16 protein-coding genes are annotated in these 15,381 nt (G+C 70.0%); 11 read left to right on the forward strand and 5 right to left on the reverse strand.

The genetic code is table 11. From position 1 onward, the window contains the following. Positions 1–130: 130 nt before the first annotated feature. Positions 131–1,384 carry a molybdopterin molybdotransferase MoeA gene (locus JJL56_RS02690; protein ID WP_145623740.1) on the forward strand — a complete coding sequence of 418 codons (1,254 nt, stop codon included), beginning with the start codon at positions 131–133 and terminating at the stop codon, positions 1,382–1,384. 48 nt (positions 1,385–1,432) lie between these two features. Here JJL56_RS02690 and JJL56_RS02695 read toward each other — a convergent pair whose 3' ends face one another. The 3 genes from JJL56_RS02695 to JJL56_RS02705 are packed head-to-tail and all read right to left on the reverse strand — an operon-like array spanning position 1,433 to position 3,278. Further along, positions 1,433–1,759, reverse strand: a complete 327-nt coding sequence (locus tag JJL56_RS02695; RefSeq protein ID WP_145623739.1) for a DUF1244 domain-containing protein — start codon at positions 1,757–1,759, stop codon at positions 1,433–1,435. Positions 1,760–1,770: 11 nt separating this feature from the next. After that, complete coding sequence (locus JJL56_RS02700) at positions 1,771–3,009, reverse strand: DUF2478 domain-containing protein (protein ID WP_200484094.1); 1,239 nt, start codon at positions 3,007–3,009, stop codon at positions 1,771–1,773. 32 nt (positions 3,010–3,041) lie between these two features. Then, positions 3,042–3,278 (reverse strand): sulfurtransferase TusA family protein, encoded by a 237-nt coding sequence (locus JJL56_RS02705; protein ID WP_145623737.1) that lies wholly within the window; start codon positions 3,276–3,278, stop codon positions 3,042–3,044. A gap of 172 nt (positions 3,279–3,450) precedes the next feature. On the opposite strand from JJL56_RS02705, the gene JJL56_RS02710 reads away from it, so the two are divergent. Continuing rightward, positions 3,451–4,500 (forward strand): SDR family oxidoreductase, encoded by a 1,050-nt coding sequence (locus JJL56_RS02710; RefSeq protein ID WP_145623736.1) that lies wholly within the window; start codon positions 3,451–3,453, stop codon positions 4,498–4,500. Here the strand turns inward: JJL56_RS02710 and JJL56_RS02715 are convergent. Then, positions 4,481–5,230: a TSUP family transporter gene (locus tag JJL56_RS02715; protein ID WP_200484095.1), complete on the reverse strand. Its 750-nt coding sequence runs from the start codon at positions 5,228–5,230 to the stop codon at positions 4,481–4,483. The genes JJL56_RS02710 and JJL56_RS02715 overlap by 20 nt on opposite strands. A 6-nt stretch (positions 5,231–5,236) precedes the next feature. Continuing rightward, on the reverse strand, positions 5,237–6,127 hold the full coding sequence (locus JJL56_RS02720; RefSeq protein ID WP_200484096.1) for a hypothetical protein: 891 nt from the start codon (positions 6,125–6,127) through the stop codon (positions 5,237–5,239). Positions 6,128–6,268: 141 nt separating this feature from the next. Here JJL56_RS02720 and dcd point away from each other — a divergent pair, with 141 nt between their 5' ends. The 9 genes from dcd (at position 6,269) to JJL56_RS02765 (ending at position 15,378) form a co-directional block, all read left to right on the forward strand. Further along, positions 6,269–6,853, forward strand: a complete 585-nt coding sequence (gene dcd / locus JJL56_RS02725; RefSeq protein WP_145623733.1) for a dCTP deaminase — start codon at positions 6,269–6,271, stop codon at positions 6,851–6,853. A 249-nt stretch (positions 6,854–7,102) separates the two neighbouring features. Then, on the forward strand, positions 7,103–7,972 hold the full coding sequence (locus tag JJL56_RS02730; protein WP_200484097.1) for a UTRA domain-containing protein: 870 nt from the start codon (positions 7,103–7,105) through the stop codon (positions 7,970–7,972). A gap of 5 nt (positions 7,973–7,977) precedes the next feature. Next, a complete protein-coding gene (locus JJL56_RS02735; RefSeq protein ID WP_145623731.1) occupies positions 7,978–9,222 on the forward strand; it encodes an ABC transporter substrate-binding protein in 1,245 nt (414 codons plus the stop codon). 109 nt (positions 9,223–9,331) lie between these two features. Beyond that, positions 9,332–10,204 (forward strand): branched-chain amino acid ABC transporter permease, encoded by an 873-nt coding sequence (locus tag JJL56_RS02740; protein ID WP_200484098.1) that lies wholly within the window; start codon positions 9,332–9,334, stop codon positions 10,202–10,204. Continuing rightward, on the forward strand, positions 10,201–11,199 hold the full coding sequence (locus JJL56_RS02745) for a branched-chain amino acid ABC transporter permease (RefSeq protein WP_145623730.1): 999 nt from the start codon (positions 10,201–10,203) through the stop codon (positions 11,197–11,199). Before JJL56_RS02740 ends, JJL56_RS02745 begins: the two co-directional genes overlap by 4 nt. After that, a complete protein-coding gene (locus JJL56_RS02750; protein WP_145623729.1) occupies positions 11,186–11,932 on the forward strand; it encodes an ABC transporter ATP-binding protein in 747 nt (248 codons plus the stop codon). The genes JJL56_RS02745 and JJL56_RS02750 overlap by 14 nt, the downstream gene beginning before the upstream one ends. Then, a complete protein-coding gene (locus tag JJL56_RS02755) occupies positions 11,925–12,638 on the forward strand; it encodes an ABC transporter ATP-binding protein (RefSeq protein ID WP_145623728.1) in 714 nt (237 codons plus the stop codon). Before JJL56_RS02750 ends, JJL56_RS02755 begins: the two co-directional genes overlap by 8 nt. 95 nt (positions 12,639–12,733) lie before the next feature. Continuing rightward, a complete protein-coding gene (locus tag JJL56_RS02760; protein ID WP_200484099.1) occupies positions 12,734–13,636 on the forward strand; it encodes an isocitrate lyase/PEP mutase family protein in 903 nt (300 codons plus the stop codon). Then, positions 13,633–15,378 carry a hydantoinase B/oxoprolinase family protein gene (locus JJL56_RS02765; RefSeq protein ID WP_200484100.1) on the forward strand — a complete coding sequence of 582 codons (1,746 nt, stop codon included), beginning with the start codon at positions 13,633–13,635 and terminating at the stop codon, positions 15,376–15,378. The genes JJL56_RS02760 and JJL56_RS02765 overlap by 4 nt, the downstream gene beginning before the upstream one ends. Positions 15,379–15,381: the final 3 nt, after the last annotated feature.

Below are 15,381 nucleotides of genomic sequence, written 5' to 3' on the forward strand. Positions count from 1 at the left end.
AACGGACGCTTGCGCCGCGCCGCGTCTTGACGATGATCAAGGTGGAACATGACCGCGCACCGGACTATCCGGGGTGATATGACGCGGCGCCGCCCCGTGAGGGTGGCCCTCAAGGGAGAAGGATTGTCGCATGGACTGCTTCGCCGGCCCCGGCCCCGCCGCCCCCATCCCGCTGGACGAGGCGCTGGCCCGCGTGCAGCGGACCTACGGCGCGGTGACGGAGCCCGAGGAGGTGCCGTTGCGCGCCGCGCTCGGCCGCATCCTGGCGGAACCGGTGACGGCGACGGTGAATGTGCCGCCGGTCGCCGTCTCGGCGATGGACGGCTGGGGATACGGCAAGGCGGACTCCGCGGGTGCGGAAGGCGATGTCCGGCGGCTGGCCGTGGTGGGGCGTGTGCCGGCGGGCTCCGTCTTCCCCGGAACGGTCGGGCCGGGCGAGGCGGTGCGCATCTTCACCGGCGCGCCGATCCCGGTGGGGGTTGACACCGTCGCCATGCAGGAGGACTGCCGGGCCGAGGACGGTGCGGTGCTGGTGCCCGCCACCCTCCAGCGCGGCGCCAACATTCGTGACGCCGGGGAGGACATGACGGCCGGGTCGGTCGTGTTGACCCCCGGCCTGCGGCTGCGCGCCCAGGAGATCGGTCTGGCCGCCGCGGTCGGGCGGTCGAGCCTGTCGGTGCGCAAGCGTCTGCGCGTCGTCCTGTTCTCCACCGGCGACGAGTTGCGCGAGCCGGGGACGGACAAGCCGGAGGGCACCATCTACGACGCCAACCGCTACACGCTGGCCGCCCAGCTCGACGCGCTGGGGGCCGACGTGCGCGACCTCGGCATCCTGCCCGACAAGCCGGACGTGACCCGCGCTGCCCTGGCCGACGCCGCGGCGACCGCCGATCTCGTCGTCACCTCCGGCGGAGCGTCGGTGGGGGAGGAGGATCATGTGAAAGCGGTGGTCGGCGAACTGGGGTCCGTCGATTTGTGGAAGCTCGCGCTGAAGCCGGGTAAGCCGCTGGCGCTCGGGCGCATCGGGACCACGCCCTTCCTCGGCCTGCCGGGCAACCCGGTCTCGGCGATGGTGACCTTCATGCTGGTGGGGCGCCCGCTGGTGCTGCGCCTGTCGGGTGCGAAGAACGCGCCGGCCCCCCGCTGCCTTGTCGTTGCCGGCTTCGACTTCAAGAAGAAGCCGGGGCGCCGCGAGTTCCTGCGCGCCCGTCTGGCGACCGGACCGGATGGCCGCCCAGTCGCCCACAAGTTTCCCAGCGACAGCTCCGGCGTCCTGACCTCGATGGTCGAGGCCGACGGGCTGGTGGATATGCCGGCGGATGCCACGGCGATCCGCGAGGGGGACATGGTGGAGTTCCTGCCCTTCACCGGCCTGTTCGCCTGAGCGCCGGACAATCCCTCTCCCGGCCCTCCGGGAGAGGGAGGGGAGCCCTTACTTCTTCGGCATGTGGCCGCTGATCTCGGCATGCAGGGGCTTGGTGTCCTCGAACGTCTTCTGCTGCTCGGGGGTGGCTTCCTTCTGGTGCTTCGCCTTCCAGTCCGAATAGGGCATGCCGTAGACGGCGATGCGGGCCTCCTCGTCGGTCAGCGGCACGTTCCGCTCCCTGGCGGCGGCGGCGTACCATTTGGACAGGCAGTTGCGGCAGAAGCCGGCCAGATTCATCAGGTCGATGTTCTGCACGTCGGTGCGCTTCTGGAGATGCGCGACCAGACCGCGGAACGCGGCGGCTTCCAGCTCGGTGCGGGTCTTCTCGTCCATTCCAATCCCTCTCAATTCTGTTCGTTGTGCAGCGTGACGAAGCGGCCATGGCGGTGGAAGCTCCGGGACGAGCCGCCGCCCAGGATCGCCTCGGCCACGGCGTCGCGGTCCTCCACCACGAAACCAGCCAGCGCGGCGACGCCGTAGCGGAACAGCCGCGGGGTCAGCGGCGTCCCCGGCCCGACCAGGGCGACGCGGGTTCCCTCGGCCACCGACAGCAGGCGGGGCAGGGTGCGGTTCGTCAGGGTGGAGGCGGTGATCGCCGCGCCCTCCGCGCCCGGCAGCAGCCATTCCCCGGCGGCTTGCGGATACTCCCCGTCGCTGGGGTTCATTTCGACCACATGGGCGTTGGGCAGGCGCCGGGCAATCTGCGGGAAGGCCCCGAAGACGACCACGCGCCCCTCCATCCCGGTGAACAGGTCAAGCCCGTTCGCTGCTGAGCCGGTCAGGTCGGGGCGGTTGTAGTGGGCGTTCAGCGCTGCCATGCCGACCGCGGCCTCCTGCGGGTCCCAGGAGCGCGCCGCGTGGGCGGCCAGTCCGGCGAGGCCGACCCCGGCCCAGCGCGCCGGATCGGGCGGCGGCGCCGACTGCGGGCGGGCGGCCAGCCCGATGCCGGCTCCCGTGGTGCCGTCCGTCTCCACCATGATCCATTTGGCGCCGATGGTGATGGCGCGGACCTCGGCATCCTCAACCCCGTGCAGCAGGTCGTCGTAGAGCCGGTGCGCCCCCCACCAGCGCCACAGCGCGTCCTCGTCCGGCGAGATCAGGGAGGTGAAGCCGCCGGTGAAGCTCTGCCATTCGTTGAGGAATCGGCTGCCGACGCTGGTCAGCACCGGGATGCCTTCGGCGATGCCGGCCAGCAGTTCGTCCGCCAGCCCTTCGCCGTGCGCCTCAAGACCGGCGAACTTGTTGACCACCAGCAGGTCGGCGCGCTCCGCGATGGCGCGGCGCAGCGCCTGGCTGGCCTCGGCCACTCCCTGGGGATCGACGCGGCAGGATTGCGACTGGCGGCCCAGATGCTGCGAGATGTCGTAGGCCTGGCCGGTGGCGACGTCCACCAGCTCCATCAGGTCGGCGCAGTCGCCGGGGGCGCCGGTGTTGCGCTGGATCACGCCGCCGACGCGGAAGCCGCGCCGCTGCAACTCCGTCACGAAGCGGTCGATCATCGCGTCCACGGCGGCGGAACCGGGGCCATGGACCACCGCGCCGGGACGCAGCGGGGGCGGAACCGCGGGGCGCAGGGTCGGCATGGGGCGGGCTCCTTCGGAGATGGAGACGAAAGTCACGCGACGGAGACGCCGCGGCGGATGTGGTACACGAACACCTCGCCGCGCGTCTCGTGCGCCAGCAGCACGTTGTCGGTCGTGTTGCAGAAATGCTTGAAGTCGATGATCGACGCCGGGTCGGTGGCGTAGACGATCACCTCCTCCCCCTCGGCCATTTTGTCCAGCAGGGCGCGCGTCCGCAGGATGGGCAGCGGGCAATGCAGCCCCTTCACGTCGAGTTCCTTGGCCGCCACGAACGTAACCTCTTCTTCTGCATGGGCACCGGACGCCGCGACTGTAGCGGGTTCGCGCCGCCGTCTCCACCGTTCCGGACAGTTCGGCGGTCCGGAGGCCCAGGGCACCTTTGCCGGGTTGGGATGTTAGCCAGGGAAACGGATTCGAACGAACAATGCGGGAGCAACGCTTATGGCTGGTCGGCATTTCGACAAGGTGGTGGTCGTCACCGGGGCGTCCAGCGGGATCGGCCGGGCGACGGCCCTGGAGTTCGCGCGCCACGGCGCCGCGGTGGTGCTGGCGGCGCGGCGCCACGCCGCCCTGCACGAGGTCGCGGAGGACTGCATCGAGGCCGGGGGGCGGGCGATGGTCGTGCCCACCGACGTGCGCGACCAGGAGCAGATGAACCGGTTGGCCGAGCGCGCCATCGAGGTGTTCGGCGGGATCGACGTCTGGGTGAACAACGCGGGCGTGATCGCCTTCGGGCGCTTCGAGGAGACTCCGCAGGACGTGTTCGAGGAGGTGATGCGCACGAACTTCTTCGGCACCGCGAATGGTTGCCGGGCCGTGTTGCCGCATTTCCTGGAGCGGGAGGAGGGCACGGTCATCAACGTCGCCTCGCTGGCCTCGATCGTCGGGCAGCGCTACGCCGCCGCCTACGCCGCCAGCAAATTCGCGGTGCGCGGCTTCTCCGAAACGCTGCGGCAGGAATTGGTGGAGGACCCCGGCATCCAGGTCTGCACGGTGCTGCCCGGTCCCATCGACACGCCGCTGTGGCAGCATGGCGCCAACTACACCGGCCGCGCCGTCAAGGCGATGACGCCGCTGCGCCCGCCGGAGGAGGTGGCCGAGGCCATCCTGCGCTTGGCCGAGAACCCCCGGCCGGAACTGTTCGTCGGCGCCGCGGGGCGCACCGCCGCCCTGCCGCACGCGGTGGCGCCGGCGCTGGCCGACCGCATGCTGGCCCACCGGATGGACCGCGACATGTTCGACAACCGTCCGGCCCACGACACCTCCGGCGGCGTTCTGGAGGCCATGCCCGATTACCGGGAGGCGAGCGGCGGCTGGATGGAGCGCGCCGCCGCGCAGGCGCCGCAAGGACGGACGGACGGACGCCGGGCCTTCTCCTGGACCAATCTCGCCCTGTTCCTGCTGCCCATCGCGCTGATGAGCCGTCTGCCCGCCCAGGTCTGGGAGCGGCGGGCGTGGGAGGACTCGAGGGTCAGGCCGTCAGCATCTTGAGGCCGGACAGAGCGAGGATCGCCGACAGAAGATAGCGCAGCGCCGCGGTCGGCAGATGGCGGCTGCCCAGCCACGCGCCGACCGCCCCGCCCACCCCGGCGGCGGCCAGCCACCAGGGCAGGGCCGCGGGCAGGGTCGTCGCGGTCGTCCAGGTCCCGGCCAGCGCCGCCGCCGAGTTCAGCAGGTTGTAGGCGGCCGACACGGCGGCGGCGCGGCGCGTCTCGACCCAGCCCATGAGCAGGATCAGCGGCGCCAGGAAAATGCCGCCGCCCGTGCCGGTCATCCCGGACAGGAACCCCACGGCGGCCCCGGCGGCGAGCGCCGGCAGGATGGGCGGCACGGTCGCATCCGCCCGTTCGGGCGTTCCGCGCGCCGCCCAGGTGGAACGCGCGAGTTCCAGAGCCGCCAGGAGAAGGATCGCCCCGACCAGCGGGTAATAGAGATGCGGCGGCAGGTGCAGCGTCCCGCCGAGGAACGAGAAGGGCATCCCCAGCACGCCGAACGGGTAGAAGGCGCGCCAGTCGAACAGCCCGGCGCGTGCGAAACGGACGGTGCCGATGGTTGCCACCAGGAGATTGAGGGCGAGCGCCGTCGGCTTCATCGTCGCCGGATCGAGTCCGACGATTCCCATGACCGCCAGATAGCCCGAGGCGCCGGCCTGTCCGACCGCGGCGTACAGCGTGGCGACGGCCAGGATCAGCGCCGTCAGACCGACCGTTTCGTTGGACACCCGCGGTTACCCGCCATTCCCGAGGATCACCGTGTCCAGATAATCGGCCAGCAGAGCACCGTCTCCCAGCCCGAGCAGCAGCTTGGACGACACGTTGCCGTTGTCCGTCCGCAGTCCTGCCACCGCCGCGTGGCGAGCCAGGAAACGTTCGAGCGCGGCGTTCCAGGCGGGATCGGCGTTGCGGCAGAAAATCTTCGACAGCGAGAAGTGCGGCACCTTGCGGAAGGGGCCGGCGAGGCGCTTCCCCTGGAAAATCGCCGACGGGTTGCCGTGGGCGCGGTAACGGGCCTCCAGCGACTTGCGGAAGCTCTGGAAGCTCGTCCCTCCGCTCTCCATGCCGATGGTGACGACCGGCACGCCGAGCAGCGCCACCGAGTCGGCGATCAGGCGGGCGTTCTCCTCCTGGTCGCGCCGGATGGCCTCGGCGAGCGCCGGATCGTCGCGCATCGCCTCGGTCAGCCCCACCGTGCGCGGCGTGTGGAAGGAGCTTTTGTTCAGCACCATCACCTTGCTGCGAAAGGACCCGGCGCCGAAGATGCCGTCGAAGAAGCTGTGCGCCATGGCCCCCGCGCGCCCCTGGACGCACAGATAGACCGACTGCTCATACTCCCGGCGCCCCGGATTGTCGCCGACCAGGATCAACGTCGGCAGAGGCCCGTCCTCGGCGCTGTAGGAGGCGAGGTCGCCGTTGATGACGAACAGCGGCGATACGGAGTCCCGCAGGTGTCGGACCCGCTCTCCATGTTCGGCGACGCGAGTCCGGAACAGCGAAACCACGTCCGGCCGGGCGCCCGCGGGCGGGACATCGCCCAGGATGACGGACAGACGCCGCAACTCGGCCTCGTGGTTTGTTGCCGATGGGTCCGTTGCCGCCGCGTCGATCGAGGATACCGCCATTCCCATCACCCCTTGTGCTAAGGAGCCTCATCTAAGGGACTGGTGATTGTGTTGTCGAGAGGCGTCGATCCGGCTATAGAGTGCGCCAGGAAAGCGACCGGAGCCGCGCCGATTGCGGTTTCGACAGGAGGGTCGGAAAGAATGAAGCTGTCAGACGTCGATATTCGCCGATACCTCGCCGAAGGACGCATCGAGATCGACCCGTTGCCGGCCGAGAGCCAGATCGGCGCTATGTCGGTCGACCTGCAACTCGGGAGCGCCTTCCAGGTCTTCCCGCCGGGCAAGGCGGCCTTCGTCGACCTCGCCCCGCCCGAGGGCCATCCCAGCCAGGTTCCCGACAAGCTGATGGACCGGGTCGAGGTTCCCGTCGGCGAGCCGTTCTTCCTCCATCCGGGCGAACTGGTGCTTGGCATCACCGTCCAGCGCATCGGCCTGCCCAACGACATCGCCGGCCGCCTGGACGGCCGCAGCAGCCTCGCCCGCCTGGGCCTGATGGTGCATGCCACCGCGCACACCATCGATCCGGGCTGGAACGGCCGCATCACGCTGGAATTCTTCAATTGCGGACGGCTGCCGCTGGCGCTGCGTCCGGGCATGCGGATCTGCGCCCTCAGCTTCGAGACGCTGATGTCGCCGACCTCGAAGCCCTACGCCGCGCGCCCCGACGCCAAATACCGCGACCAGCTCGACCCGCTGCCAAGTCGGATCAACCTGGAACAGTCCTGACGGCAAACGACGAAAACGACGAAAAGGCGCCTCCCTTCCGAGGCGCCTTTTTCTTTTGGGCATCCGGCTTGCCCATCCCTCGCCCGCCGTGCCCTCCCGCCGCGCGTGCCTGCGGGAACCCGATTGATCGCGCCTGGATCATTCGCACCCCCAACATCGCTGTTGACCGAAGCTGTATCATAGATCATACAGGTTTCTGTCTGGTGCAAAGACAGACACCGGTTTCCAGCGAGAGGGAGGCGGGGCACTGTGAAGTCGGCGGTCGAACCCCTGAAGGCGCGTAGGATTTATCTGCTGCTGCGCGACCGCATCGTCGCCGGCGACCTGCCGCCGGGCTGCCGGCTGCCGGGGGAGCCGGCGCTGGCCGCCGAACACGAGGTGTCGCGGGTGACCGTGCGCCGGGCGCTCGACCTGCTGGAGAAGGAAGGGCTGGTGCAGCGCAAGGCCGGCTCCGGCACCTTCGTCCATGACACCCGCAGCGTCCGTCCGATCGTCGCCGACCTCTCCAACGTGCTGTCGCACCTGATCGACATGGGGCGCAGCACCGACGTGAAGCTGCTCTCCTTCGGCTATGTCGCGCCGCCGGAGGCGATCGCCGAAAGCCTGGGGCTGAAGCCGGGCGAGCGGGTCCAGCGGTCGGTGCGTGTCCGGCTGATCGACGGGGAGCCCTTCTCCTACCTGACCACCCATGTGCCGGAATGGCTCGGCCTGACCTATTCGGAAGCGGAGCTGGCGGCGCGCCCGCTGCTGGAGCTGATCGAGCGGTCGGGCGTGAAGACCGAGCGGGCGACCCAGGCGATCAACGCCACGCTGGCCGGTCCGGAGCCGGCGGCGGCGCTGGATCTGGAGATCGGCTCGCCGCTGTTGACCCTGACCCGCGTCGTGCACGACCCGTCCGGCCGCGGGGTGGAGCATCTGCACGCGCTGTACCGGCCCGACCGCTACAGCTTTCACATGGATCTCGTGCGCATCGGCGATGACGGGGAACGGCGCTGGAGCCCGGCGCTGGGTCGGCCGCGCGCCCCCAACAAAACCAAGGCCGACAAAGCCAACACCGACAAGAACAATGCGGGCGAAAAGCCCACCCGCGGCTCGCGGGCCATCAAGCAGAGGAGTTGAGCGTTATGGGACGTTCGGTTCAGGACTCCGCACCCTTCGGCATCTCCCGCCGCACGGTGCTCAAGGCGGGCGCCGCGGCCGCCACCTTCGCGACGGTGCCGGTGGCCGCCCCGTCTATTCTGCGGGCGCAGACCCCGGCCGTGAAGATCGGCATCCTCCAGCCGGTGACCGGCGCGCTCGCCCATGACGGCGACCTCGGCCGGCTCGGCGCCGAGATGGCGATCAACGAGATCAACGCCGCGGGCGGCATCAAGTCGCTGGGCGGCGCCAGGATCGAGATGGTGTTCGGCGATGCCCGCTCCACGCCGGAGGCCGGCACGCAGGAGGTCGAGCGCATGCAGGCCGAGGGCGTGTGCGCCATCGTCGGCGGCTTCGCCAGCCCGATCTGCCTCGCCGCCTCGCAGGCCGCGGCGCGCTACGATCTGCCCTATCTGGTCGATGTCGGCGTGTCGGACCAGATCATGGCGCGGGGCCTGACCAACACCTTCCGCTTCAGCCCCGGCTTCGGCAAGGTCACCCAGGTCGCGCTCGACAACCTGACCAGGATCAACGAGTTGGCCGGCAAGCCGGCCAAGACCGTCGTGCTGGTGCATGAGGATGGCCTGTTCGGCTCCGGCCTCGCCAAGCTGCTGCAGGCTGAACTGCCCAAGCGCGGCTTCGAGATCCTGGAGACCATCGCCCATCCGACCCCGGCGCGCGACATGTCCAACGTGGCGCTGCGCATCCGCTCGCTGAACCCGGATCTCGTCATCCCGTCCAACTACTACGGCGAGTTCGTTCTGCTCGCCCGCACCATGCAGCAGCAGCGCATCAAGCCGAAGGGCGTCTACGCGGTGCTGGGCGGGGCGGCGTCGAACGGGCGCTTCGTCAAGGAATTCCCGCAGGCGGCCCAGAACGTCATCGACTGCAACCACTGGCACGACCCGAAGAATCCGAAGGCGCTGGCGCTGCGCAAGGCGGTGGAGGGGCAGGGCAAGTCCTTCGCCTACAATGTTCCGCTGAACTATTCGAACCTGCTGCTGCTGGCTGACGCCATCGAGCGCGCCGGCTCCGCCGACCGCAAGACGATCATCGAGGCGCTGAACGCCTCCACCTTCGCCGGTCACATCATGCCCTACGGCCCGACGAAGTTCGTGAACGGCCAGAACGAGGGCGCCACCCCGATCAACACGCAGATCCAGGGCGAGGACATCAAGGTGATCTTCCCCGAATCCGTCGCGGAAGCGAAGGTCAACTTCCCGGCGGCGTGACCGGTCCGTCCGCCTCCGCACCTCCCGCAATTCCCTCGCCCGTCCCGAGGCGCCGCGCATCGGCCTCCCGGACGGGTAGGGGGATCGCTCCCCTCATGCGCGGGCTGCCATGTATTCACCTCAGATCATCCTGGAAGCGGCGCTGAACGGGCTGATGACCGGCGCGGTCTACGCGCTGATCGCCCTCGGCCTGACGCTGATCTACGGCGTGCTCCACATCATCAACTTCGCGCACGGCGCGCTGCTGACCTGCGCGATGTTCGCGGTGTGGATCGCCTGGGCGTGGCTGGGCCTCGACCCCTATCTGGTGATCGTGCCGCTGGTGCCGCTGATGTTCGTGCTGGGCTACGGGCTGCAACGCTTCGTCATCGGGCCGGCCAGCCACGGCGACGACGGCAACATTCTGCTGGTCACGCTCGGCCTGTCGATCGTGCTGGAGAATGTGCTGCTGGCGGTCTTCCAGTCGGACACCCGCACGCTCGACACCGATTACTCGTTCCAGGTGGTCGCGCTGGGGCCGCTGCTGCTGTCCTTCCCGCGGGTGATCGGGCTGGCGGTGGCGGTGGTGGTGACCGGGCTGCTCTGGCTGGTGCTGAACCGCACCGACACCGGCAAGGCCATCCGCGCCGTCGCCAAGGAGAAGCTGGGCGCCAATCTGGTCGGCATCGACGTGCCGCACGTCTACGCCATCACCTTCGGGCTGGGCTGCGCCTGCCTCGCCGTGGCCGCTGGGCTGCTGATGCCGACCTTCTACGTGAACCCGCGCATCGGCAGCGCCTTCGTGCTGGTCGCCTTCACGGTCGTGGTGCTGGGCGGCATGGGGTCGCTCCCCGGCGCGCTGCTGGGCGGCCTGTTCATCGGCGTGGTGGAGAGCCTGTGCGGCCTGTTCCTGGGCGACAGCCTGGGGCAGATCGGCGTCTTCCTGATCTTCATCGCCGTGCTGCTGGTGCGGCCGACCGGCCTGTTCGGAGCCAAGGCATGACCGCGCGCGACCTGATCCCGATCGCCGTCCTGGCTGTCCTTGCCGCGCTGCTGCCGCTGGTGGTGACGTCCAGCCCGGTGATGAACTTCCTCGTCTTCACGCTGATCGTGGCGCTGGGCGCGCAGGGCTGGAACATCCTGGGCGGCTTCGGCGGCCAGTTCAGCTTCGGCCATGCCGCCTTCTTCGGCACGGGCGCCTATGTGACGGCGATCCTGCAGATGCGCTACGGCGTCAACGCCTGGGCCGGTCTGCTGCTGGCGGCGGCGGCGGGGGCGGCGGTCGCCTGGGCCATCGGTTTCCTCAGCTTCCGCTCCGGCCTGCGCGGGTCCTACTTCGCGCTGGTGACGCTGGCCTTCGCCGAGGTGTTCCGCATCCTCGCCAACGCGACGCCCGTCACCGGCGGCGCCGCCGGCCTGCTGATCAAGCTGGAGGTCCACCCCGCCAACCTGCAATTCGCCGACCGCGCCGTCTTCTACTGGCTGGTCCTGGCCTTCGTCACCGGCGTGCTGCTGCTGACGCGCTGGATCCAGCGCTCCCGCTTCGGTGCGCAGCTCGTCGCGGTGCGCGAGAACGAGGACGCGGCCAAGGCGCTGGGCGTCGATTCCCTGAAGGTGAAGCTGCGCGCCATTGCCCTGTCGGGCGCGGTGACGGCGCTGTCCGGCTGCCTCTACGCCCAGTATTTCCTCTACATCGACGCCCACATCGCCTACGGCAGCTGGATCTCGGTGGAGCTGCTGCTCGCCCCGATCATCGGCGGCGTCGGCACCGTCTTCGGGCCGGTGGTGGGCGCCCTGACCCTGCACGGGCTGGGCGAACTCGCCAAGCAGTTCGCCGGACGCATCCCCGGCATCGACCTGATCGTCTTCGGCAGCGTGCTGGTGCTGGCCGTCGCCTTCGCCCGCGGCGGCATCCTGGGCCTGCTGGAGCGGCTGCGCGACCGTGGGCGCGGGCTGGTGGCGCGCGGCGCCAAGGAGGTGTCCCATGCTGGCCGTTGAGTCCGTGTCCAAGCGCTTCGGCGGGCTGATGGCGGTGGACAACGCGTCGCTCGCGCTGGAGCCGGGCGGCATCGTGGGCCTGATCGGGCCGAACGGCGCCGGCAAGACCACGCTATTCTCGATGATCTCCGGCTTCGTCGCACCGAGCGACGGGCGGATTCTGTTTGAGGGCACCGACATCACCGGCGAGGAGCCGCACCGCCGCGCCGAACGCGGCATCGGCCGCACCTTCCAGATCGTCCAGCCCTTCGCCGGGCTGACGGTGTGCGAGAACATCGCGGTCGGCGCCTATCTGCGCCACGCCAGGCGCGCCGACGCCATCGCCAAGGCGCGCGAGGTGGCCCGCCGCGTCGGGCTGGCGGCCGAGCTGGACCGGCCGGCCGGCGGCCTGACGGTGGCCGGGCGCAAGCGGCTGGAGCTGGCCCGCGCGCTCGCCACCGAGCCGAAGCTTTTGCTGCTGGACGAGGTGTTGGCCGGCCTGAACCCGTCGGAGATCCGCGACATCATCCCGGTGATCCGGGGCATCCGCGACGAAGGGGTGACGATCCTGATGATCGAACACGTCATGCAGGCGGTGATGAACCTGTGCGAGCGCGTCTATGTGCTGGCGCAGGGCCGCATGATCGCCGAGGGCAGGCCGGCCGCCGTCTGCGCCGACCCCCGCGTGATCGAGGCCTATCTCGGCCACGGCGCCGCCGCCCGTCTGGCGGCCGAGGGGGCGGCCCATGGCTGAGGCGCTTCTGAGCATCCAGGGGCTGAAGACTGGCTACGGCGCCACCGAGGTGCTGCGCGGCATCGACATGGCCGTGCTGGACGGCGAGATCGTCACGGTCCTCGGCTCCAACGGCGTCGGCAAGACGACGCTGAACAAGGTGTTGTCGGGCGTGCTGCCGCCCTGGGAGGGCGAGATCCGCTTCGCCGGCAGCCGCATCGACGGCCGCTCCGCCGCGCGCATCGTGGAGGAGGGGCTGATCCAGGTGCCGGAAGGCCGCAAGATCTTCCCCAACCTGTCGATCCGCGAGAATCTGGAGCTGGGAAGCTACCGGCGCGGCAAGCCGAACCGGGCGCGGAACCTGGAGCGCATCTTCACGACCTTCCCCCGCCTGAAGGAGCGCGAGGGCCAGCTTGCCGGCACGCTGTCGGGCGGCGAGCAGCAGATGCTCGCCATCGGGCGCGGCCTGATGGCCGAACCGCTCCTGCTGATCCTCGACGAGCCGTCGCTCGGCCTGTCGCCGCTGGTGGTGGAGGAGATGTTCGGGCTGATCCGCAAGCTGAATGCGGACGGGCTGGCGATCCTGCTGGTCGAACAGAACGTCGTCCAGTCGCTGGAGGTCGCCCGCCGCGCCTACATCCTCGAAAACGGCGTCTTCGCGCTGTCGGGACCTTCCGACGAGATCGCGCGCGACCCCGAATTGAAACGCACCTATCTGGGGCTGTGAGCGATGCGTGCTCCGGCCCTGTCCCGACATCTCTCAACCCTGACCCGGTGGTGCTGCGACGGCTTCGCGGACCGGTACCGGGGGGAGCGCTTGACATGACCGTCCCCAGCATGAGTTTCCGGGACCGACTGGCCCAGGATCGCGTCGTCCTGGCCCCCGGCGTCTACGACGCCTTCACCGCCTCGCTGGCGGCGGCGGCGGGGTTCGAGGCGCTGTATCTGTCGGGGGCCGCCATCGCCTACACCCGGCTCGGGCGGCCCGACATTGGGCTGGTCTCGGTCAGCGAGGTGGCGGACACCATCGCGCTGGTGCGCGACCGCGTGCCGACGCCGCTGGTGGTGGACGCCGACACCGGCTACGGCAACGCGCTCAACGTGCAGCGCACCGTGCGCATGTTCGAGCGGGCCGGCGCCACCGCACTGCAGCTTGAGGACCAGAGCTTTCCCAAGCGCTGCGGCCACCTGACCGACAAGGCGGTGATCCCGGCCGGCGAGATGGCCGGCAAGATCAAGGCGGCGGTCGACGCCCGGACCAGCGAAGGCACGCTGATCATCGCCCGCACCGACGCGGTGGCGGTGGAGGGCGTCCCGGCGGCGCTCGACCGCGCCCGCCTCTATGTCGAGGCCGGCGCGGACGTGCTGTTCGTCGAGGCTCCGAAGAGCCGCGAGCAGCTCTCCGCCATCGCCACCGATCTCGGCGGCATCCGCCCGCTGCTGGCGAACATGGTGGAGGGCGGGCAGACGCCGATCAGCTCCGCCGCCGACCTCGGCGATCTCGGCTACCGGCTGGTGATCTTCCCCGGCGGCATCGTGCGGGCGCTGGCCCGGCAGGCGCAGGACTATTACGCCTCGCTGGCTGCCCACGGCACCACCCAGCCCTTCCGCGACCGCATGTTCGACTTCAACGCGCTGAACGATCTCATCGGCACGCCGGAGATGCTGGCGCTCGGCGAAACCTACAAGGACTTCACCTCCACCAATCGGGAGGACGCAGCATGACCACCAAAAGCCCCACAATCGACCCCGTCACGCTGGCCGTCCTCAAGGGCCGGCTGGAGCAGATCGCCGACGAGATGGACGCGACGCTCTACCGCTCCGCCTTCAACCCGATCATCGCCGAGGCACGCGACGCCTGCCATGGCCTCTACCACGCCGAGACCGGCGCGACCCTGGTCCAGGGCACCAACGGCCTGCCGATCTTCGTTGGCGCCATGGCCTTTGCGGTCAAGGCGGTGATCGACAAGGTGGCGCGGGAGGGCGACCTGCACCCCGACGACATCTTCCTGTTCAACGACCCCTACGACGGCGGCACCCATCTGAACGACTTCCGGCTGGTGCGGCCGATCTTCCGCCAGGGCCGGCTGTTCTGCTGGATGGCGTCGGTCGGCCACTGGCTCGACATCGGCGGCAACGTGCCGGGCAACTTCAACGCGCGGGCCACCGACAGCTTCCAGGAGGGCGTGCGCATCCCGCCGGTGAAGCTGGTCAAGGCCGGGGTGATGAACCACGACCTGCTGGCGATCCTCGCCGCCAATTCCCGCGTGCCGGTGTCCAACTACGGCGACCTGAACGGGCAGCTCAACGCGCTCGACCTCGGCGTCCGCCGCCTGACCGAGCTGCTGGACGAGCATGGCGAGGACACCGTCGCCGCCGCCTTCGACGCCTTCACCGCGCGGGCCGAGGCGCTGATGCGCAGCGCCCTGTCCAAGCTGCCCGACGGCACCTACAGCTTCGAGGATTATCTCGATAACGACGGCATCACCGCCGACCGCCTGCGCATCGCCCTCGACCTGACCATCGCGGGCGACCGTATGGTGCTGGATTTCTCCCGCTCCGCCGCACCCTGCGCCGGGCCGCTCAACATCGCCTATTCCACGGCGGTGGCCTGCTGCTACGTCGCGCTGAAGCATGTCTTCACCGACGTGCCAGCCAACGCCGGCTGCCTCAACCCGATCACCTTCGTCATCCCCGAGACGACGCTGCTGGCGGTGAAGCCGCCCAAGCCGGTCGGCGGCTACACCGAGACCATCCTGCGCGTCATCGGCGTGGTGTTCGGCGCGCTGGCCCTGGCCGACCCGTCCCGCGCCACCGCCGCCCCCTTCGGCACCATCAACGCGCTGTCGCTGGCCGGCCACCGCCAGGACGGCTCGCGCTGGGTCATGTTCTCCTTCTTCGGCGGCGGCCTGGGCGGCAACCCGGAGAGCGATGGGCTAAACCACGCGAACAACCCGATCTCCACCGCCACCATCCCGCCGGTGGAAATCCTCGAAGCCGCCTATCCGGTGATGTTCACCCAATGGGCACTGCGCCCCGATTCCGCCGGGGCCGGCCTGCACCGCGGCGGGCTGGGCGCCGTCTACGAGATCGAGGCGCTGACCGCCGCCGACGTCTTCCTGCTGGGCGAGCGCGGCGTCTTCGCGCCCTTCGGGGTGGCCGGCGGCACGCCCGCCGCGCTGAACCGCTTCACGTGGCAGAGCGATGAGGGCGAAAAGTCGCCGCCGCTTGCCTCCAAGGTCACCGACGTGAAGGTCCGCGACGGCCAGCGCGTGCGGCTGGAGACGCCCGGCGGCGGCGGCTGGGGCGACCCGTTCCGCCGCGACGCCGTGGCCGTGGCCCGCGACGTGCGGCTCGGCTATCTCGGCGCCGAGGCCGCGCGCAGGGCCTACGGCGTGGCGCTGACCGACGACGGCACGCTCGACGTCGCTGCCACCGCGGCGCTCCGCGAATCCCCCGCCGCCTGACGA

It is taken from the genome of Azospirillum aestuarii (assembly GCF_016632405.1).
GTDB classification, from domain to species: Bacteria; Pseudomonadota; Alphaproteobacteria; order Azospirillales; family Azospirillaceae; genus Azospirillum; species Azospirillum aestuarii.